16 protein-coding genes are annotated in these 18,369 nt (G+C 65.1%); 13 read left to right on the forward strand and 3 right to left on the reverse strand.

All coding sequences use genetic code 11. From position 1 onward, the window contains the following. The first annotated feature begins 108 nt into the window (after positions 1–108). The 9 genes from HS961_RS01805 to catC all read left to right on the forward strand — a co-directional run bounded on the left by HS961_RS01805 (position 109) and on the right by catC (position 10,208). Complete coding sequence (locus HS961_RS01805; protein ID WP_182326105.1) at positions 109–876, forward strand: enoyl-CoA hydratase; 768 nt, start codon at positions 109–111, stop codon at positions 874–876. Positions 877–1,549: 673 nt separating this feature from the next. Beyond that, positions 1,550–3,004 carry a glycosyltransferase family 2 protein gene (locus tag HS961_RS01810; protein WP_182326106.1) on the forward strand — a complete coding sequence of 485 codons (1,455 nt, stop codon included), beginning with the start codon at positions 1,550–1,552 and terminating at the stop codon, positions 3,002–3,004. Beyond that, the gene (locus HS961_RS01815; protein ID WP_182326107.1) at positions 3,001–3,954 is read left to right on the forward strand and encodes a hypothetical protein; all 954 of its coding nucleotides are present in this window, start codon (positions 3,001–3,003) and stop codon (positions 3,952–3,954) included. The genes HS961_RS01810 and HS961_RS01815 overlap by 4 nt, the downstream gene beginning before the upstream one ends. Next, positions 3,951–4,958: a hypothetical protein gene (locus tag HS961_RS01820; protein ID WP_182326108.1), complete on the forward strand. Its 1,008-nt coding sequence runs from the start codon at positions 3,951–3,953 to the stop codon at positions 4,956–4,958. The genes HS961_RS01815 and HS961_RS01820 overlap by 4 nt, the downstream gene beginning before the upstream one ends. A gap of 10 nt (positions 4,959–4,968) precedes the next feature. Continuing rightward, entirely contained in the window at positions 4,969–6,861 is a 1,893-nt protein-coding gene (locus HS961_RS01825) for a hypothetical protein (protein ID WP_182326109.1), read from the forward strand. Then, positions 6,858–8,030: a non-hydrolyzing UDP-N-acetylglucosamine 2-epimerase gene (gene wecB / locus HS961_RS01830; protein WP_182326110.1), complete on the forward strand. Its 1,173-nt coding sequence runs from the start codon at positions 6,858–6,860 to the stop codon at positions 8,028–8,030. The genes HS961_RS01825 and wecB overlap by 4 nt, the downstream gene beginning before the upstream one ends. A 31-nt stretch (positions 8,031–8,061) precedes the next feature. After that, positions 8,062–8,955, forward strand: a complete 894-nt coding sequence (locus tag HS961_RS01835) for a YaiO family outer membrane beta-barrel protein (RefSeq protein ID WP_182326111.1) — start codon at positions 8,062–8,064, stop codon at positions 8,953–8,955. 9 nt (positions 8,956–8,964) lie between these two features. Then, entirely contained in the window at positions 8,965–9,729 is a 765-nt protein-coding gene (locus HS961_RS01840; protein ID WP_182326112.1) for a hypothetical protein, read from the forward strand. Positions 9,730–9,923: 194 nt separating this feature from the next. Next, complete coding sequence (catC, locus tag HS961_RS01845) at positions 9,924–10,208, forward strand: muconolactone Delta-isomerase (RefSeq protein ID WP_182326113.1); 285 nt, start codon at positions 9,924–9,926, stop codon at positions 10,206–10,208. A 92-nt stretch (positions 10,209–10,300) separates the two neighbouring features. On the opposite strand, the gene HS961_RS01850 is transcribed toward catC, so the two are convergent. Further along, positions 10,301–11,083 (reverse strand): fumarylacetoacetate hydrolase family protein, encoded by a 783-nt coding sequence (locus tag HS961_RS01850; protein ID WP_182326114.1) that lies wholly within the window; start codon positions 11,081–11,083, stop codon positions 10,301–10,303. A gap of 209 nt (positions 11,084–11,292) precedes the next feature. Here HS961_RS01850 and HS961_RS01855 point away from each other — a divergent pair, with 209 nt between their 5' ends. From HS961_RS01855 to HS961_RS01870, 4 genes are all read left to right on the forward strand, one after another. Further along, positions 11,293–12,597 (forward strand): Glu/Leu/Phe/Val family dehydrogenase, encoded by a 1,305-nt coding sequence (locus tag HS961_RS01855; protein WP_182328071.1) that lies wholly within the window; start codon positions 11,293–11,295, stop codon positions 12,595–12,597. 187 nt (positions 12,598–12,784) lie between these two features. Continuing rightward, a complete protein-coding gene (locus HS961_RS01860) occupies positions 12,785–13,738 on the forward strand; it encodes a Bug family tripartite tricarboxylate transporter substrate binding protein (RefSeq protein ID WP_182326115.1) in 954 nt (317 codons plus the stop codon). A gap of 23 nt (positions 13,739–13,761) precedes the next feature. Next, on the forward strand, positions 13,762–15,348 hold the full coding sequence (locus tag HS961_RS01865) for a class I adenylate-forming enzyme family protein (RefSeq protein WP_182326116.1): 1,587 nt from the start codon (positions 13,762–13,764) through the stop codon (positions 15,346–15,348). A 44-nt stretch (positions 15,349–15,392) separates the two neighbouring features. Continuing rightward, positions 15,393–16,391 (forward strand): tripartite tricarboxylate transporter substrate binding protein, encoded by a 999-nt coding sequence (locus HS961_RS01870; protein WP_182326117.1) that lies wholly within the window; start codon positions 15,393–15,395, stop codon positions 16,389–16,391. A 68-nt stretch (positions 16,392–16,459) separates the two neighbouring features. On the opposite strand, the gene HS961_RS01875 is transcribed toward HS961_RS01870, so the two are convergent. Together HS961_RS01875 and HS961_RS01880 are read right to left on the reverse strand one after the other, a co-directional pair. Next, entirely contained in the window at positions 16,460–17,329 is an 870-nt protein-coding gene (locus HS961_RS01875) for a hypothetical protein (protein WP_182326118.1), read from the reverse strand. A gap of 119 nt (positions 17,330–17,448) precedes the next feature. Beyond that, the gene (locus HS961_RS01880) at positions 17,449–18,330 is read right to left on the reverse strand and encodes an HpcH/HpaI aldolase/citrate lyase family protein (protein WP_182326119.1); all 882 of its coding nucleotides are present in this window, start codon (positions 18,328–18,330) and stop codon (positions 17,449–17,451) included. Positions 18,331–18,369 lie beyond the last annotated feature (39 nt).

Genomic DNA, 18,369 nt, shown 5'->3' on the forward strand with positions numbered 1-18,369 from the left:
TAAATTTCTTTTTAAAATCATAGCGCTGCATGGCCTATTCAGGTGATTCTCAGGCGGTTTGTCCCGCTAGAGACGGGCCCGGCCGCCGCGCCTGCCCACAATGGCTGCATGGACCTGATCGCCCTGCACCACGCCCTCGCCAGCCTGCAAGACAACGGCGTGGCCACCTTGGCTTTTCGCAACGCCGGCAGCCTCAATATCCTGTCGTCACCGGTATTGGAGGACCTGGCTCAGGCGCTGGATACCTTGGCGCAGGATGCGCGCATCCGCGTGCTGGTGCTGCGCGGCACGGGCGACAAGGCCTTTGTCGCCGGCGCTGATATCAAGGAGATGCGGTCGCTGACGCCCGACAATGCCGCCGCCTTCATCAGCCGGCTGCGCCGCGTCTGCGAAGGGGCGCGCCAGTTTCCCACCCCGGTGATTGCGCGCCTGCCGGGCTGGACCCTGGGCGGCGGGCTAGAGCTGGCCTGTGCCTGCGATATCCGCATTGCCAGCAACCGCGTGCAATGCGGCATGCCCGAAGTGCAGGTGGGCATCCCCTCGGTGATCCATGCCGCGCTGCTGCCCCGGCTGATTGGCGCAGCGCGCACGCAGTGGCTGCTGCTGACTGGCGACAACATCGATGCTGCGCAGGCGCTGCAATGGGGGCTGCTGGACCAGGTGGTGCCACCCCAGCGGCTTGACGACGAAGTGGAGCGGCTGGCCCACAAGCTGGCCGGCTATGGCCCGCAGGCGCTGCGCCAGCAAAAGCGCATGCTGCGCGCCTGGGAGCGGCAATCCATAGACCAAGCCATCGACGACAGCGTGCAGGAATTCGCCAACGCCTTCAAGACCGGTGAGCCCCAGGCCTATATGGCCCGGTTTGGCCAGCACTGAGACGCTGCACGTTCTCCCTCCGCTAGGGATCCTCTGCAAAACCCTCGCCAAGCGGGATGGACGCGGATCGGGATGAGACGCAAGGCGTCTTTTGCAGTCGAGCCGTAGCTATTGACAAGGAAGACAACGCAGCGGATCGCCCGAGACCGCGTTCAGACCACGGCAGGGAGTTATGCAGAGGGTCCCTAAGCGCTCCGCTGGGGGACAGCCGTCAGTAGCGCCTGCCTGCTGGTGCCCGGCCCCCACGCCCGGGCCCCTTTCCTTGCCCTTGATCGCCCATCCGCCTCAGCCGGGCACCGTTTCATTGCACGCAGACAGTCGCTGGCTACGCAACAGATGTACACGCAGCGTGTGCCTCCCCTTCGCCAGTTTTCAAGCATTTTTTCTATCGGACTGCTCTTACACCCGCTATCAAACGCATCATCCAGCAACAAAAAATACTGCTGCACTGCAGCATTTACGCTGCAGCAATCGTCAAAAATCGCTTCCAAATCAAGCATCAATTTGTAACGGTTACAGGATAGCCATTCTGCAGAGTGTTGATAGTCATTCGCTTTAACGTTAATAAATGCTTACTTATTAACTCGGATACTTGTTGAAACACTATTCATGCATTTGTGTCGATTGATATAATCGAAACACAAGTCGTAAGAATTTTTTTCTATCAAGCACCATGGCCAAGCACTCTCACCCTTCTAGCCAGGCACCTGCACTCTGCGCAGTGTTCCTGGGCTTTTTGCCTGTGCTGGCCCATGCACAGCCCTTCACGCCTTACCAAGCCAGCTGGGCCACCTGGGCACTAGGCTTGTGCCTGGCGGCGCTGCTACTGGTGGTGCTGCTGGAGGCGCTCTACACCTTCCGCCACTACGCCTTCACGCTCAACCGGCTCTTCGCCCGCCAGCGGCCGCTGTATGCCGGCATTGAGCAAGCGCACTGGCCGCATATCACCGTCTTTATTGCAGCGCACAACGAAGAGGCCGTGATCTCCGGCTGCATCGAGGCGCTCTTGGATGTGGACTACCCGCGTGATCGCCTGACGATCATGCCGGTCAATGACCGCTCGACCGATGGCACGCGCCAGATCATCGACAGCTATGCCGACCGCCACCCCGGCCGCCTGCAGCTGTTCCACCGCCAGGAAGGCCCTCCGGGCAAGGCGGCGGCGCTGGCCGACGCCACGGCCATCGTCCAGGCCCGGGGCGAGTCCGAACTGATCGTGGTCTTTGACGCCGACTACCTGCCCGGCAAGAAAATCATCAAGCAGCTGGTGGCCCCCTTCCTCGACCCCGAAGTGGGCGCCGTGATGGGCCGCGTGGTGCCGCAGAACGCTGGCGTGAACCTGCTGACCCGCTTGCTGGATCTGGAGCGCTCCGGCGGCTACCAGGTGGACCAGCAGGCCCGCTACAACATGGGTGCCGTGGCGCAATATGGCGGCACCGTGGGCGGCATCCGCCTGAGCGCACTGCAGGACGTGGGCGGCTGGACCCCCGAAGTCCTGGCCGAAGACACCGACCTGACCTACCGCTTGCTGCTCAAGGGCTGGCAAACCGCCTACCTGGGCTATGCCGAATGCTATGAGGAAGTGCCAGAGAGCTGGGCCGTGCGTTTTCGCCAGATCAGCCGCTGGGCCAAGGGCCACAACCAGGTGATGACCAAGCTGGGCACCGAGATGCTGACCCGCAAGGGCCTGCGCTGGATGGAACGGCTGGACGGCATCGCGCTGCTGGGCGTGTTCCTGATGTCGCCCATCCTGCTGGTGGGCTGGCTGCTTGCCCTGGTACTGACGGTCACCGGCTACGGCATCGGCGCCAATGTGAACATCGCGCTGCTGATGCTGCTGATTGCCACCGGTTTTGCCTGCGTGGGCAACTTCGCGGCATTCTTTGAAGTGGCGGCCGCCGTGCATCTGGATGGCCACCAACGCCGCCTGCGCCTGCTGCCTTTGCTGCTGACCGGTTTTGTGGTCAGCATGGTGGCGGTCTCCAAGGCCACCATCGATGGCCTGGTCCTGGACAAGCTGTTCAAGCGCCAGTTCAAATGGGACAAGACCGTGCGCTACCGCCAGGCGCCCGCTGCAGCCACTGCCGCCGTCGTCCTGCCTGCAGCACTGCCAGAAGCCCGTGTATGACCTCCCCAGCCAACCCCTTGCTGTTTGGCAGCATGTGGCTCATCGTGACCGCCTTGGTCTTCCTGCTGCCCCTGCTGCCTGCGCTGCGCGAGCTGTATTCGCGCAGCGATGCCGATGCGCTAGCCATTGATCCGCTGGACAACGGCCGCACCGACTACGCTGCCCAGCGCATGGCCGAGCAGCTCGACCTGCTCGAAACCATGCCCCGCGTAGCCCAATGGCGCTACGACGACCAGGGCCGTCTGATGGTGCCCCGGGGCCAGGGGCGCCTGATGGCCAGGACCGCGCTGCCGGTGGTGGTCGGCTTTCGGTCCCAGCTCCGCACCCTTGTTTCCAGCGATATCGTCGAGCTGCAAGCCAATAGCGTGGTGCAGCGCGTGCTGCATGCCAAGAGCATCCACTGCCTGGGCCCCGCACAGCTGGCGCGCCTGACCAGCGCCGAGCGCCATATCGTGCTATCGCCGGGTGCACGCTTTGTGCGCCTCTCGGCCGCCTGCATCTTTACCTGGCCGCTCAAGCGCTCTCTGAGCTTTCCGCTGCCCGAGCTGGGCACCGGCATGCCGCTGACCCGCCTGCAACGGCGCCATGAAGGGGACCTGCGCATTCCCGCCGGCAGCATCGTGCAGGGCGGCCTGGTCATCACCGGCAACCTGCTGATGGAGGAGATGTCCGTGGTCGTGGGCCATGTCAAGGTGCATGGCAATGCCATCCTGGCCCAGAGTGCCTGCGTGCAAGGCGCCGTGTTCGTGCAGGGCGACCTGCAGACCAAGGGCAACAACTATGTCGAAGGCCCCTTGTGCGCCGGCAAGCGCCTGCATCTCGGCCCCGACAGCCAGGTGGGCGACAAGGACTGCCTCAGCAGTGTCTCGGCCTGGACCATTGCCCTGCACGCCAGTGTGCGGGTCTATGGCAGTATTGCGGCAGTTCGTTCCGGACAGGTGGTGCTATGAAAAAACGCAATCTCTGGATCGCCTCTGCCGCGATGGCCTGGCAGTTGGCAGGTGCCGCGCAGGCGGCCGAGCCCCCGGCGCTGGCTGAATTTGCCACCGGCGATGGTGCCTACTACACCACGCTGGGTGGTCAGGTTGTGGACCCTTACTTCATCAACAAGGGTTTCACGATCGCGCTGCAGGCGGATGTCCCGCTGAAGGCCGAGTTGCGGCGCTGGCTGGCCTGGCTGCTGCCCCGCCAGCGTCTCGATGGTGGCTTTGACCGCTTCTGCCCCGCCGGTGACAACAGCTGGCGCAGCTGCATGGGAGCCGATGCCGACGACTCCATGGCCGCCACCACGATCGAGATGTTGCACCAGGCGAAGCAGAAAAAGTGGCTCACCAGCAGCCAGTTCGTGGCGGCCGATCAGGCCATTGCGCGCAGCCAGCAGCTGCTGACGCGCCTGCGCAACCCCAAGAACCAGCTCTACAAAGCCTTGTTGAACACCGAGCTGTACTACCTGATGGACAACGTCGAGGTCTACGAAGCATTGCGTGTGACCGAGGGCGCGCAGGCGGGCCCGGCCTCCAAGCAGCTGGCAGCAGCCATCAACCGGAGCTTTCGCAGTGGCAGCGACTGGAAGCCGGCCTTGCCCGAATATGACCGCCCGCAGTTCTACCCCCACACCTTGGCCAGCGCCTACCTGTGGCAAACCGGGGTCATTTCCCGCGCCGAATCGGACCGCGCCACCGCCCAGTGGCTGGCCCAGCATGGCCGCGCCTGGCTCTCGCGCAGCGAAGATGACTATGCATGGGGCCTGATTGCATGGAAAATGCGCCAGACTGCACCGATCCAGGCCGCCTGCTGGCGCGCATCGCTGCGGCCCTTCAAGCCCGCAGTGGGCTGGACGGTGCTGGATGCGATGATCGACCAGGCACTGGCGCATACGGGCATCGGCACGCAGTGCCCTTTTGTCACGGCAACCGCGACTGCACCGGCGACTCCCTCTGCTGCCAACCCTTGAGGCTGACACCATGAACAAGCTCTTGCGCTGGAAAAAATGGCTGGCCGCCACAGCGGTGGTGCTCTGCGTGCTGGCCGTCATTGCCTGGCACCAGTCGCGCAGTGTCAAGGCCACGCAGCACTACGCCACCATCAGCCTGCTGATTCCGGACAGCATGTCTGCCGACGCCCCCGAGGTCGAGATCTGGCGCGAGGCCGCGCGTGAGCGCGGCGTGCTGCTCACCCCGCTGGGCATCACTGAATGGATGCGTGGCATGAACTATGGCGCACCTGCCGCGCAGCAGGCGGTGATCCTGCCGGACACCTTCCACCGCAATATCTCGGATGCGGCCGTGCAGACCCTGATCGACATGGTGCATGCCGGCGGCCAGGCCATGGTGGTGCAGGACGGCGGCATGCTCGACGAGCGCGGCTACTACAGCAAGGGCAGCTCGCGCCTGTCGCAGATGCTGGGCGTGCGCTATGGCGATTACGACAGCTACAAGGACCAGCTCTCCGACTATGAAGAGATCCGGGGCGCGCCCTCGACGATGGAGCTGCTGGGCATCCCTCCTGGACGCTACCTGGATGCCAAGGCCGCCGCCAAACTGACCGCGATCGATCCCGAAGAGCTGGCGGTAGACGAGCCCGCCTTCCCCAGCTTCATCGCCGGCTACACCAAGGACTCGCAGCGCTTTACCGTCCTGAAAACCGATCGTCCCAAGGGCGGCCCCCGCATCCTGCTGCAATCGAGCAATGGCGATGTGGTGGCCAGCCTCAACCGCTGGGGCAAGGGCCAGGCGCTGTTTGTCAACCTGCCGCTGACCTACCTGCTCGAACGCACCGACGGCATTTTTCTGCACGGCTTTCTGTCTTACTTTGCCCAGCAGGTGGTGGAGCGCCCCGCGCTGCTGGCCGCCCCCGACGGCATCGGCGCGCTGGTGCTGAACTGGCACAACGACGACGGCAAGGCCATCGGCTTTCTGCATGAGCTGCAGGAAGCCGGTATTTTTGACCACGGCCACCAGTCCTTGCACTTCACCGCCGGTCCGGATGTGAATACGCAAGGCGACGGCCTGGGCATGGACCTGGACGACAACAACGATGCCCAGCAGATGATCCAGAAGCTGCTCAGCCAGGGCCACAGCATCGGCAACCATGGTGGCTGGATCCACAACTACTTCGGCAACAACGCATCGGACGACAACGCCGATGACTTCATGCCCTTTCTCGATCTGAACAATGCCTCGGTCACCAAGGCCAACTGTGGCAAGCAGCCCACCGAGTACTCGGCCCCCAATGGCAACACGCCGCTGTGGACTTACGACTGGATGGTCGAACACGGCGTGCAGGCCTTCTACACGGTGGCCAATGTCGGCATGCCACCAACGCGGCTGTGGCTGGGCAAGCGCCAGATCAACCAACCCTGGTCTTTCCCAGTGCTGACCTATGGCCAGGTGGCATCGGCCGAAGAGGCCTCGTTCCAGAAAATGCCGGTTGCAGAATTTGGCCAGTGGCTGCAGCAGGTGGCGCGCTTTATCGAGCAGACCCGCAGCGTCCGCCTGAGCTACTTCCACCCGATTGGCGCGGTGGATTATCTGCCGGCAGTCAAGGACTATATCGACAGCGTGCAGGCCTGCGCGGACCGCAAGCAATGCCAGTTCATCTCGATGACCGAGGCGGCCGACTTCCTCAGCCGACGCGACCAGGTGCAATGGTCGCTGCAGGCCCAGGGCGACGATGACCTGCTGACCGCCAGCCACCCCCAGTCCCTGGCCTCGATGGCCTGGACCCTGCCCAAGACAAAATATGCTGCCGTGCGCGTGCGCGCTGGCGAGGCCGAGGTGCAAGGCACCGACGATGCCTGGCTGGTGCGCGTGCGAGGCGGCAAAGAACTCAGCCTGGAACTGCGTCGCCAACCATGAACTCCTCTACCCCTTCCTCCCCCGCCTCCGTCGTCGCGATCATGGGCACCCGGCCCGAGATCATCAAGATGGCGCCCGTGGTGCTGGCCCTGCGCCAGCGCGGCATACCCACCCATGTGCTGCATACCGGCCAGCACGAGGAGATGGCCTGGCCGCTGTATGAATTTTTCGGCATCGCGCCCCAGGAGGTGATCCGCCTCAAGCGCGAGGTCGCCACCCTGCCCGCGCTGTCCAGCGAGCTGATGTCGGCCATCGGCAGCACCTTGGCGGGCCTGAAACCGGCCGTGGCGCTGGTGCACGGCGACACCAGCAGCGCGGCGATGGGCGCAATGGCTGCCGCCTACCTGCAGATCCCCGTCGGCCACGTGGAAGCCGGCCTGCGCTCAGGCCGCATTGCCGAGCCCTTCCCCGAAGAGATCAACCGCAGCCTGATCGGCCGCGTCAGCCAGTGGCACTTTGCCCCGACCGGCCAGGCCCACGAGAACCTCGAGAAGGAAAATGTGCCCGGCGAGATCTCGGTGGTGGGCAACACCGTCGTGGATGCCGTGCTCTTGGCCGCCCGCCATGTGCGCAAGCAGCGCGCCGCCGGCCAGCCGGTGGCCAATCCGGACTACCAGTGGTTTGTTGACAGCGGCCTGCGCCAGCTGGTGCTGGTGACGGCACACCGCCGCGAAAACTGGGGCGCCCCGATGGTGGAGATTGCCCAATCGGTCGCCCGCCTGCTGGAGCAGCACGCCGATGCGGCCGTCATCTGGCCCGTGCACCTGAACCCGCTGGTGCAGGACGTGGTGCGCAGCGTACATGCCGCCAGCACGGCCGATGTGCAGAGCCGCTGGCGCCTGACCGCCCCGCTCGATTACGCGCCCATGGTCGAGATCATGGACGCCGCCCAGCTGCTGCTGACCGACTCCGGCGGCATCCAGGAAGAAGGCCTGTCCTTGCACAAACCCCTGCTGGTGATGCGCGATGTGACCGAGCGCCCCGAGGTCATCGCCTGCGGTGCCGGCCTGCTGGTAGGCACCGAGGCCGAGCGCATCCTGTCGGCCGCCAGCCATGTGCTGGCCACCGGCCAATTGCCGGGCCTGCCCCCGCGTACCCAGGACAACCCGTTTGGAGATGGCAGCAGTGGCGTGCAGATTGCCGCCGCGATTGAGCGCCATCTGCAGTAAGCCTCTCCCTGAAAACCTCCAGAAAAAAACCATGAAAAAACGCACTATTCCCACCACGCTGGCCTTGAGCGCCGCTGCCTTGTTGGCACCTGCACTGGCCCTGGCCCAAGCCCAGGCCGCCGATGCCACACCCGGCTCCACGATGGCCGCGCCTGCCGCGCCGCCTGCGGCCGACGAGGCACCAGCCGCTGATTTTGAACCCGGTCGCCGTGGCCGGGTCGATATCGGCGCGGGCTTTTCCAGCCTGACCGGCGGCAACAGCAACTGGAACGACGAATTCGTGCGCGGCAATGTCGGCCTCAAGCCCGGCACCATCCTGAACTGGGAGCTGTCCAGCCAGCGCCACTTCGACCAGCGCGGCACCGTCGGCGCGCTGTCGCTGACGCAGACCTTGTCGCCCTGGTGGTACATGTCGGTGGGCGGCAGCTCCGGCTCGGCCGACTTCCAGAACAAGTACCGGGGCGACATCGCCATCTACCGCAAGTGGACCGAGAGCCAGCAATGGGTCACCGGCCTGGCGCTGATGAAGTCGGCCAGCCGCGACGGCATCCACCGCGACACCGGCATCACCGCCTCGGTGGCCTACTACTCGGCGAATGACTGGGTGGGCGAAGGCGGCGTGGTCTACAACAAGTCCAACCCCGGCTCGGTGGAAGGCTACCGCGGCTTTGCCGCGTTGACCATGGGCCGCGAAAAGCAGCACTACTTCACCGCCCGCATCGACCACGGCAAGGAAGGCTACCTGCCCACCGGAGCCATCGCCAGTGGCGCAGGCAACCAGGTCGGCTTCCAGTCGACCGAGCTGAGCCTGCAATGGCGCCAATGGCTGGGCAAGGACTGGGGCTACCTGGTCGGCGGCGAGTTCTACCGCAACCCCTACTACAACCGCAAGGGCGTCAGCGCTGCGGTGTTCTTCGACTTCTAAGGCCGCACCATGGCGTTGCGCATGACCCGCCAGCACCGGGGGCTCCGGAGCTATATCTGGACCTGGCAGCACAGCGCGCAGCTGCTGGTGCTGCTGCTGACCTTCTGGCTGGTGCTGTGGCATGCGGCGCCGCTGCTGATGCGCGAATGGGCCGACGTGCTGGCCTGGGCCTGGCCGCATCTGGGCCTGGGCGGCAGCGATGGCGTGGAGGTCAAGACCACCTCGCTGCTGGGCATGCCCATCGATGTGGTGCGTACGCATTTCCATGTGCCGGCGCCCAACCTCTGGCAATGGTGGGGTGGCGCGCTGCTGTCGCTGGGGCTGATGGCGCTGTCCTTTGTGCTCTCGCGCGAACGCCTGCCGCTGATCTATGGCCTGCGCATCGTGGCGCTGCTGGGCATCGTGGGCCTGCTGTCCTATGAGTTTCTGCCGGCGCTGGCCGTCAGCGATGTGAATCGCCTGCTTGCCGACAACATCCTGGACATGGGCCTTGCCATGCTCTGGCTGCTGCCCGCCGTGCATGCGCTGGTGCTGTATATCTTCCCGATCCCCGTGCTGCACAAGGTGGCCGCCACCTTGACCGGCATGCTGATGCTGGTCGTCAGCATCCCGCTGCAGGCGGCCTCGCTCGCCTGGCTGTCCCAGCAGTTCAGCCTGCTTGTCACCTTGCCCTTGTACATGCTGTTCAGTTTTCTGCCGCAGATAGCAGCCCAACTCGGCATCTACGGCCTGTTCATGAGCTTTGCGCCAGCGCCTGAGCATGGGGGCGCGTAGCCGGGGGCGCCAAGCCGGAGGCGCCCAGCCCAGGTCAAAAAAGTTACCCAAGCAACGATTAGCCGACGAGACCCTGTTGGCTTCCTCCTGGGCGGACAATGCGCGCTGGCCCTGCCCGCAAGGCCAACACCAACCGATCGATCAATGGCGCACGCTGGCCGGCCCGGCCGCATCGCGCTTCCAAGGAGAAAAGAATGCTGTACCTGGTTCGCATGGATGTGAACATTCCCCATGACCTGCCCGCTGAGCAGGCCCAGGAGATCAAGGCCCGCGAGAAGGCCTATTCGCAAGATCTGCAGCGCGACGGCCGCTGGCAGCACATCTGGCGCGTTGCGGGCGAGTATGCGAACTACAGCGTGTTCGATGTGGAATCGAACGACGAGCTGCACGGCCTGCTGCAGGCGCTGCCGCTGTTCCCCTACATGAAGATCTCGGTCACGCCGCTGGCACAGCACCCTTCGGCGATCGCCCAGAACTGATACGGCGCGCCGGTTGCGACCGGTTCTCTGCTGTGCAACGCACACCCTCGCAACAGCGAAAGGTGTGCGTTTTGCTTTTCGGAGTGGATGGTTTACAGCTGCACGCGCAGCGCACCGATGCCCTCAAACTGCACCCGCACCGCATCGCCGGGCGCCGCCTGCAGCAGGCCGCACCAGCTGCCCGTGGTCACCACCGTGCCGGCACGCAAGGGGCCAAAGTGTGCAGTTGCATAGCGCAGCCATTGCAGCAGCAGCCAGGCGGGGTCTTGCAAGCCGTAGCGGTTCTCAAAGACCTGGGCGGGCTGCGTGCCGATCTGCACCGCGCAAGGCTGCAGGGCGCCATCGACCGGGCGGTAGGGCTGCCAGTCGCCCAGCACCAGCGCCCCATGGCAGAGCAGATCGGCCGCCTTCAAGGCTGCAGGTGCCTGCAGCTGCTGCTGCCAGCGCGCATCGACGATCTCGATGCTGACGGCCATCGCATCGATCAGCCGGGTGGCGCCCGCTTCATCCAGCGCAGCGGCCTGCTCCGCATCCACCGATGCGCCCAGGCGCAGTGCGATCTCGGCCTCGATGCCGCGCAGAAAAAATGGGGTGCTGCCCAGATCGGCGCCATTGCCATGCACCCCTTGGGGCGGCAAGGGCGCATGGCCCAGCGGCTGGCTGCGGCTGGGACCGCCGGATTTCCAGTACTGCGGCGCCTGTGCAGCATCGCCCCAGCGCTGTGCGCGCTCGCGGTGTACGGCGATGATGTCCGCCGCATCCAGGCTGGCAGGCCAGGCAGCGGCATCGACGGCATGGCCGGTAACGGTGGCGGTTTGCAGCGCCTGGGCCAGAGCGGCGGGGAGGAAGGGGGTGGCAGTGTCGGCAAAGGGCATGGCAATCGGGTCCGAAAGTGTAAGCAGGCCAAATCGGCATAGCGTAACGGACAGAGGCGCAGGCCCCTGTCACCGCAGCAAAAAGCAACATGTAAGCGGAGCCGACGCAAGGTTATGCAAAAAAAGCATTCCATCTCAATCATCCGGCCTTGGACAAAGGCTATAGAGCGGATTTAAGCTGTGCACACCTCTTCAACCGCATGGATCGTATGCCGTCCAACAGCACTCCCGCCGTAGCGCAACACGCGCTGCCTTCGTACCTCGACGCCAAGCACCTGGGCCCCTGGGGCAACTACCTGCAGCAGGTCGACCGCGTCACCCCCTACCTGGGCTCGCTGGCCCGCTGGGTCGAGACGCTCAAGCGCCCCAAGCGCGCGCTGATCGTGGATGTGCCCATCGAAATGGACAACGGCACGATCGCCCACTTTGAAGGCTACCGCGTGCAGCACAACCTGAGCCGTGGCCCCGGCAAGGGCGGCGTGCGCTTCCACCAGGATGTGACCCTGTCCGAAGTGATGGCCCTGTCGGCCTGGATGTCGATCAAGAACGCCGCTGTGAACGTGCCCTACGGTGGCGCCAAGGGCGGTATCCGTGTCGATCCCAAGACCCTGTCCAAGGGTGAGCTCGAACGCCTGACCCGCCGCTACACCAGCGAAATCGGTCTGTTCATCGGCCCATCGAAGGACATTCCTGCACCTGACGTGAACACCAACGGCCAGATCATGGCCTGGATGATGGACACCTACTCGATGAACACCGGCGCTACCGCGACCGGTGTCGTCACCGGCAAGCCCATCGACCTGGGCGGCTCGCTGGGCCGTGTCGAAGCCACCGGCCGTGGCGTGTTCACCGTGGGTGTCGAGGCCGCCAAGCTGTCCGGCCTGGCACTGCCGGGCGCCAAGGTGGCGGTGCAAGGCTTTGGTAACGTGGGCGGCACGGCAGGCAAGCTGTTTGCCGATGCAGGCGCCATCGTCGTGGCCGTGCAAGACCACACCGGCACCATCTTCAACGCCAAGGGTCTGGATGTGCCCGCCGTGCTCGACCATGTGGCCAACACCGGCGGTGTCGGCGGCTTCAAGGGCGCAGACAAGATGGCCAACGAGGACTTCTGGTCCGTCGACTGCGACATCCTGATCCCCGCCGCACTGGAAGGCCAGATCAATGCCAAGAACGCTGGCAAGATCAAGGCCAAGATGGTGATCGAGGGCGCCAACGGCCCGACCACCACCGAAGCCGATGACATCCTGCACGACAAGGGTGTGCTGGTGCTGCCCGACGTGATCGCCAACGCCGGCGGCGTGACGGTGAGCTACTTCGAATGGGTGCAGGATTTCTCCAGCTTCTTCTGGAGCGAGGACGAGATCAACGCCCGCCTGGTGCGCATCATGCAGGACGCCTTTGCTGCCGTGTGGCAAGTGGCGCAAGAGAACAAGGTCTCCCTGCGTACCGCCACCTTCATCATCGCCTGCCGCCGCATTCTGCATGCGCGCGAGGCACGCGGTCTGTACCCATAAAGTCAGCGCTATCCACGCTTTGCAAGCGGCCCTCGTGGCCGCTTTTTTGCGCCCTGCTTCCGCGCACGCAAAGCATGGCTTTCGCAACGGCGAAGGCCCAATGCGCCCTTGTGCAGGCAAACCCCATCACGGCTGCTCGCGCGACTGCCTATGGTGATCTCCTAAATACAAATACGGAGACAATACCATGCGCTTTGCGCGCCGCCGCGCCCTCGCGGCCCTGCTGCTTTCCCCGCTGCTGGCCTTGGCGGCCGACTGGCCAGCACGCCCCATCACCATCGTCGTGCCCGCAGCGGCCGGCGGCACCACCGATATCGCAGCGCGCCTGCTGGCGCAGAAGATGGGCCCCGCGCTCAAGACCAGCGTCATCGTCGAGAACAAGGCCGGCGGTGGCGGTGGCATTGGCACCGCCTATGTGGCGCGCGCCAAGCCCGATGGCTACACCTTGCTGATGGGCAATATCGGCCCGGTCGCCATCAATTTCAGCCTTTACAAAAAGCTGGCCTACGGCCCCAACGACCTGCGCGGCATCACCAATGTGATCTCGGTGCCCAACATCCTGGTCGTACATGCCAACTCGCCCATCCAGAACGTGCAGCAGCTGGTAGCCCTGGGCAAGCAAAAACCGCTGACGGCCGCCACCTCGGGCGTGGGCCAGTCGCCGCATATGTCCACCGAACTGTTCCGCCAGCAGAGCGGGCTGGATGTGACCTTGGTGCCCCACAGCGGCGCGGCGCCCGCCGTAACCGCGCTGCTCGGCCAGCAGACCGATTTCATGATCGACAACCTGCCCAGCTCGATGCCGCATATCCAGTCGGGCAAGTTCCGGGCATTGGCCATCACCAGCCGCGAGCGCTCGGCCCAGCTGCCCGATGTGCCGACGATGCGCGAGGCCGGCGTGCCGATGGATGTGACCGCCTGGTTTGACCTGCTGGCCCCCGCCGGCACACCCGATGCCATCGTCAACCGCCTGCAGCAGGTGGCCCATGAGGCACTGCAAAGCGCCGACATCCGCCGCACCTTTGCCGAGCTGGGCGGTGTGCCCGGCGGCGAGAGCGCTGCCGAGCACGACGCCTTTATCGCGCAGGAGCGCAAGCGCTGGGCCGAGATCGTCCGCGCCGCCAACCTGTCTCTTGACTGATTTCTTTCGTTTGCATTCCTGGTATGTCTGACACTTCATCCTTCCAACTCGCCCAGCCTTTTGGCTCTATCCCCGCGCTGGTCCTGGCCCAGGCGCAAGAGCGCCCCGAGCACACCGCACTGGTGCTGGGCAGCACGCGCCTCAACTACGCCCAGCTGGCCCAGGGCATGCGCCAGGCCGCCTGCGCGCTGCAGCAACAAGGCCTGCAAGCCGGTGACGTGGTGGCGATATGCGCCAGCACCTCGGTGCCCTATGTGCTGGCTTACCTGGGCGCGCTGCAGGCCGGCGTGGTGGTGGCGCCCCTCGCACCATCGGCCACCGCCGAGCACCTGAGCGCCATGCTCGACAACGCCGAAGCCAAACTGCTGCTGCGCGATGCCGAGGTCGCCGCCCAGTGGCCGCTGGCCAGCACCGCAGAGCGGCCCTGCATTGCGCTCGACGATAATCCGCAGGCAGGTACGCGCTGGAGCGACTGGCTGGCCGAAGTGCCCGCCGGCCAGGCACCCCAGCCCATACAGCCCACGCCGCAGTGGCCTTTCAATTTGATCTATTCCTCGGGCACCACCGGCGTGCCCAAGGGCATTGTGCAAAGCTGGGGCATGCGCTGGTCGCATGTGAACCGCGCGGTCACCAACGGCTACGGCACCGATGCGGTATCGCTGTGCGCAACGCCGCTGTACTCCAACACCACCCTGGTGGCGGTCCTGCCCACCTTGGCGCTCGGCGGCACCCTGGTGATGATGCGCAAGTTTGACGCGGCCCAGTACCTGCAACTGGCCCAAGCGGAGCGCGCCACCCACACCATGCTGGTGCCCGTGCAGTACCAGCGCCTGCTCGACTGCCCGGCGTTTGACCAGACCGATCTGACGCTGCTGCAGAACAAGTTCTGCACCAGTGCGCCCTTCAAGACCGCGCTCAAGTCCGAGGTGCTGCGCCGCTGGCCCGGTCGCTTGATCGAGTACTACGGCATGACCGAAGGGGGCGTGCGCTGCGAGCTGCACTGCCACCAGTTCCCCGACAAGCTGCACACCGTCGGCCGTGCCGGCCCGGACGCCGATCTGCGCTTTATCGACGAAGAAGGCCAGGAGCTGCCCAAGGGCGCGCAGGGCGAGATCGTTGGCCGCTCGGCCGGCATGATGACCGGCTACCACCGCCAGCCCGACAAAACCCGCGAAGCCGAGTGGATCAGCCCCAGCGGCGAGCGCTTTATCCGTAGCGGCGATGTGGGCCAGATGGATGCCGATGGCTTCATCGTGCTGGGCGACCGCAAGAAGGACATGATCATCACCGGCGGCTTCAACGTCTACCCCAGCGATATCGAGGCCGTCATGCTGCAGCACCCCGAGGTGCGCGAATGCGCGGTGATCGGTGTGCCCTCGGACGCCTGGGGCGAGAGCCCCGTCGCCTATGTGGTGACCCAGCCCGGCAGCAGCCCCCAGGCGGCCGACTTGCAGCAGTGGCTCAACAGCCGCGTGGGCAAGACGCAGCGCGTGGCCGACCTGGTCATCCATGCGCAGCTGCCGCGCAGCGAGATTGGCAAGGTGCTCAAGCGCGAGCTGCGCACGCTGTACGCGAGCCAGGCCAGCCAGACCAGCGCCTCAGCGGCCTGATTGCCCGCCAACTTCCATCCCAAAACAAGAGCAGGAGACAAGACATGATCCATTCCCCATCCACCCGGCGCAGGCAGCTGGCCGGCCTGCTTGCGGGCCTGGCGGTTGCCGGCAGCAGCTTGCTGGCCGGCATGGCCCATGCGGCCACCTGGCCCAGCAAACCGATCCAGCTGGTCATCCCCTACCCGCCGGGCGGCAGTGCCGATCTGCTGGGCCGGCCGCTGGCCATGCAACTGCAGCAGCAGTTAGGCCAGCCGGTGGTGCTGGAGTACAAGCCCGGCGCGGGTGGCACCCTGGCCTCGCAGTATGTGGCGCGGGCCAAGCCCGATGGCTACACGGTGCTGATGGTGCTGGCCGCGCATGCGATCAACGACAGCCTCTACCCCAAGCTGCCCTACGACACCCGCAAGGACTTTGCGCCGGTCTCGCTGGTGGCCAACCTGCCAATGATTGTGGTGGGCAGCAGCAAGCTGCAGGCCAAGAATATTGGCGAGCTGGTCAAGGCCGCGCAGGCGGCCCCCGAGCGGCTCACCTATGGCTCCGCCGGCAATGGCAATACCGGCCACCTGGCCGGCGCTCTGTTTGCCAGCACCGCTGGCGTCAAGATGACCCATGTGCCCTACAAGGGCAGTGCCGGCGTCGTCAATGCCATGCTGGCCAGCGATATCGACCTGACCTTTGACAGCATCTCCACCTCGATCCCGCATGTGCGCAGCGGCAAGCTGCATGCACTGGCTGTTACCAGCGCCAAGCGCTCGGCCCTGGCGCCGGAGATCCCCACGGTGCAGGAGCAGGGCATCAAGGACTTTGACATCAATGGCTGGTATGCCGTGATTGCACCAGCCGGCACCCCTGCCGATGTCACCAACAAACTCAGCCGCGAGATTGCGACCGCGCTGCAAAACCCCGCGCTGCAATCGCAGCTCGCCGCCAGCGGCTATGAGCCGGTAGGCTCCACGCCCGAGGCACTGGGCGCGCATATTGACCGCGAGATGGAGCGCTGGGCTGCTGTGGTCAAAGCCACTGGCGCCCGCATCGAATAAGCAGCGCTGATCCCACAAAAAATGCCCTGGTGAACCAGGGCATTTTTCATCGGGGAAAGCAACCCAGATCAGCGGCTTTGGCGCTCGGTGGCCTGGGCTTCCAGTGCGGCGCGCAGTGCGTCATCGTTGTTGCCTTGCTGGCCGCCGGCATCCGGCGTCACCTTGCGCAGCAGGCCGGTGATGCGGCCCGAGTTCTGCATCAAACGGTTGGCATACAAAGCGCCAGCGCCGGAGTTGCGGGTGTTGTTCCAGTCACCCTCGCCCTGGTTGACGCTGAAGTTCATCCAGAAGGCGCGCACCGTCTCGCTCGATGTGCCGCTGCGCATCTTCACGCACTGGGTCTTGCCGGCATCGACACCGCGGATGATCTGCTCACAGGCAAACAGGCCGTCATACGACACGGTCATGCCGCTACCGAAGGACGAGCCGCCGGTGATGCGGGTCAGCTGCATGGTTTCGGTTTCGATATTGCCGTTGCTGTCGCCATAGACCAGGCTCCACAGGCCCAGCAGCGAGGCGGGCGAGTTGTCGTAGCCAAACTGGTAGCGCTTGATTTCCTTCTCGCCCTCACCCGGCAGGGTGATATAGCCCAGGGTGCCGCTGACAAAGCGGATGCGCACATTGCCGGGGCTGCCGCGCTCGACGCCGCTGCGGTCGCCACTGCCCAGGAAACGGCCGCCTTCATAGCGGCCCAGGGTGGTCGTCAGCTCGCTGTTCTCATTCAGACGGCCTGTCGCCATGTAGAAGGTGGGCTGGCCGCTGCTCTCATAGGCATAGACCTGCATCACCAGCACATCGTTTTGCACATCGACGGCAAAACCACGGCCCGGACGGCCATTGACCTCGTCGGAGACGATCCAGGTACCGCCTTGCGGTACATAGGCATGGGCCATTCCAGTGAGGGCCACGGCGGCCCAGGCAATCGCGTGTTTGAACATGTCGCTCTCCTGTATGGGTGCGCCGCTGTCGCGGCGCGGTAGTGGAGCGAGTATATCGACGAGATTGCGGAGAGCTGTGTCAGAAAGTGTCCTGCTCGGCACCCCGTGCAGCGCGCTTTCTACACGACGGTTTGAAGCCGACGCTGGGCCTGCTGGTGGCGCTGCAAGGTCTTCTGGGCCAGCGCAATCACCGGCGCATCAACCATGCGGCCATCGACCACGCATACCCCCCCTTGCGCGGCCTCGGCCGCGGCCAACACCTGCTGGGCGCGCTGCAGCTGCGCATCGGTCGGCGCAAAGGCGGCATTGATGGGGGCCACCTGCATCGGGTGGATACTGAGCTTGCCACCAAAGCCGCCGCGCAGCGCCCGCGCCGCATCAGCCTGCACGACGGCAGCCTCTTGGGTATTGACGGTCACACCATCAATAGGCGCGGGCAGCTGGGCGCGGCGCGCGGCCAGCACCACGGCCAGGCGCACCGGCAGCAGCTCGCTCTCGTCCTCGGCACAGGCCATGCCGGCATCGACCTGAAAATCCAGATGGCCAAAGGCCAGGCGCAGCACGCGCGGCGCGCGCGCAATCGCATCGATGGCATGCAGGCCCGCAACCGATTCGATGATGGGCACCAGCAGCCCCTGCGCGCCCAGCGCCGGCAGCAGCAGGGCCATCGCCTCGGCCGTCTCGGCCTTGGGCAGCACCACACCGGCGGCGCCCTGCGCCACCAGCTGGGCCAGCGCCTGCTGATCGCCATCAAACCAGGGGGTGCCATGGGCATTGATGCGCACCAGTACTCGGGCGCGCTCTGCTGTTTGCAGCTGGCCAAAGGCTGCCAGCAAGGCAGCGCGGGCGCCTTCCTTGTCCTGCGGCGCCACCGCATCTTCCAGGTCCACGATCACCGCATCGGCCCCACTGGCCAGCGCCTTGGCGATGCGCTCGGGGCGGCTGGCCGGTACAAACAGCCAGGAGGTGGCGGTGGCCAGCGGATGCGAGTTAACAGTCATGTCCATCAATCTTTCTTCTATCCAAAAAGGGGCCCACGG

The sequence above is a fragment of the Comamonas piscis genome (assembly GCF_014109725.1).
GTDB lineage: Bacteria > Pseudomonadota > Gammaproteobacteria > Burkholderiales > Burkholderiaceae_C > Comamonas > Comamonas piscis.

Excerpts from the sequence above, each read along its gene's own strand:
- HS961_RS01805 (WP_182326105.1), top strand. The coding sequence starts at position 109 with ATGGACCTGATCGCCCTGCACCACGCCCTCGCCAGCCTGCAAGACAAC.
- HS961_RS01810 (WP_182326106.1), top strand. The coding sequence starts at position 1,550 with ATGGCCAAGCACTCTCACCCTTCTAGCCAGGCACCTGCACTCTGCGCA.
- HS961_RS01815 (WP_182326107.1), top strand. The coding sequence starts at position 3,001 with ATGACCTCCCCAGCCAACCCCTTGCTGTTTGGCAGCATGTGGCTCATC.
- HS961_RS01820 (WP_182326108.1), top strand. The coding sequence starts at position 3,951 with ATGAAAAAACGCAATCTCTGGATCGCCTCTGCCGCGATGGCCTGGCAG.
- HS961_RS01825 (WP_182326109.1), top strand. The coding sequence starts at position 4,969 with ATGAACAAGCTCTTGCGCTGGAAAAAATGGCTGGCCGCCACAGCGGTG.
- wecB (WP_182326110.1), top strand. The coding sequence starts at position 6,858 with ATGAACTCCTCTACCCCTTCCTCCCCCGCCTCCGTCGTCGCGATCATG.
- HS961_RS01835 (WP_182326111.1), top strand. The coding sequence starts at position 8,062 with ATGAAAAAACGCACTATTCCCACCACGCTGGCCTTGAGCGCCGCTGCC.
- HS961_RS01840 (WP_182326112.1), top strand. The coding sequence starts at position 8,965 with ATGGCGTTGCGCATGACCCGCCAGCACCGGGGGCTCCGGAGCTATATC.
- catC (WP_182326113.1), top strand. The coding sequence starts at position 9,924 with ATGCTGTACCTGGTTCGCATGGATGTGAACATTCCCCATGACCTGCCC.
- HS961_RS01850 (WP_182326114.1), bottom strand. The coding sequence starts at position 11,083 with ATGCCCTTTGCCGACACTGCCACCCCCTTCCTCCCCGCCGCTCTGGCC.
- HS961_RS01855 (WP_182328071.1), top strand. The coding sequence starts at position 11,293 with ATGCCGTCCAACAGCACTCCCGCCGTAGCGCAACACGCGCTGCCTTCG.
- HS961_RS01860 (WP_182326115.1), top strand. The coding sequence starts at position 12,785 with ATGCGCTTTGCGCGCCGCCGCGCCCTCGCGGCCCTGCTGCTTTCCCCG.
- HS961_RS01865 (WP_182326116.1), top strand. The coding sequence starts at position 13,762 with ATGTCTGACACTTCATCCTTCCAACTCGCCCAGCCTTTTGGCTCTATC.
- HS961_RS01870 (WP_182326117.1), top strand. The coding sequence starts at position 15,393 with ATGATCCATTCCCCATCCACCCGGCGCAGGCAGCTGGCCGGCCTGCTT.
- HS961_RS01875 (WP_182326118.1), bottom strand. The coding sequence starts at position 17,329 with ATGTTCAAACACGCGATTGCCTGGGCCGCCGTGGCCCTCACTGGAATG.
- HS961_RS01880 (WP_182326119.1), bottom strand. The coding sequence starts at position 18,330 with ATGACTGTTAACTCGCATCCGCTGGCCACCGCCACCTCCTGGCTGTTT.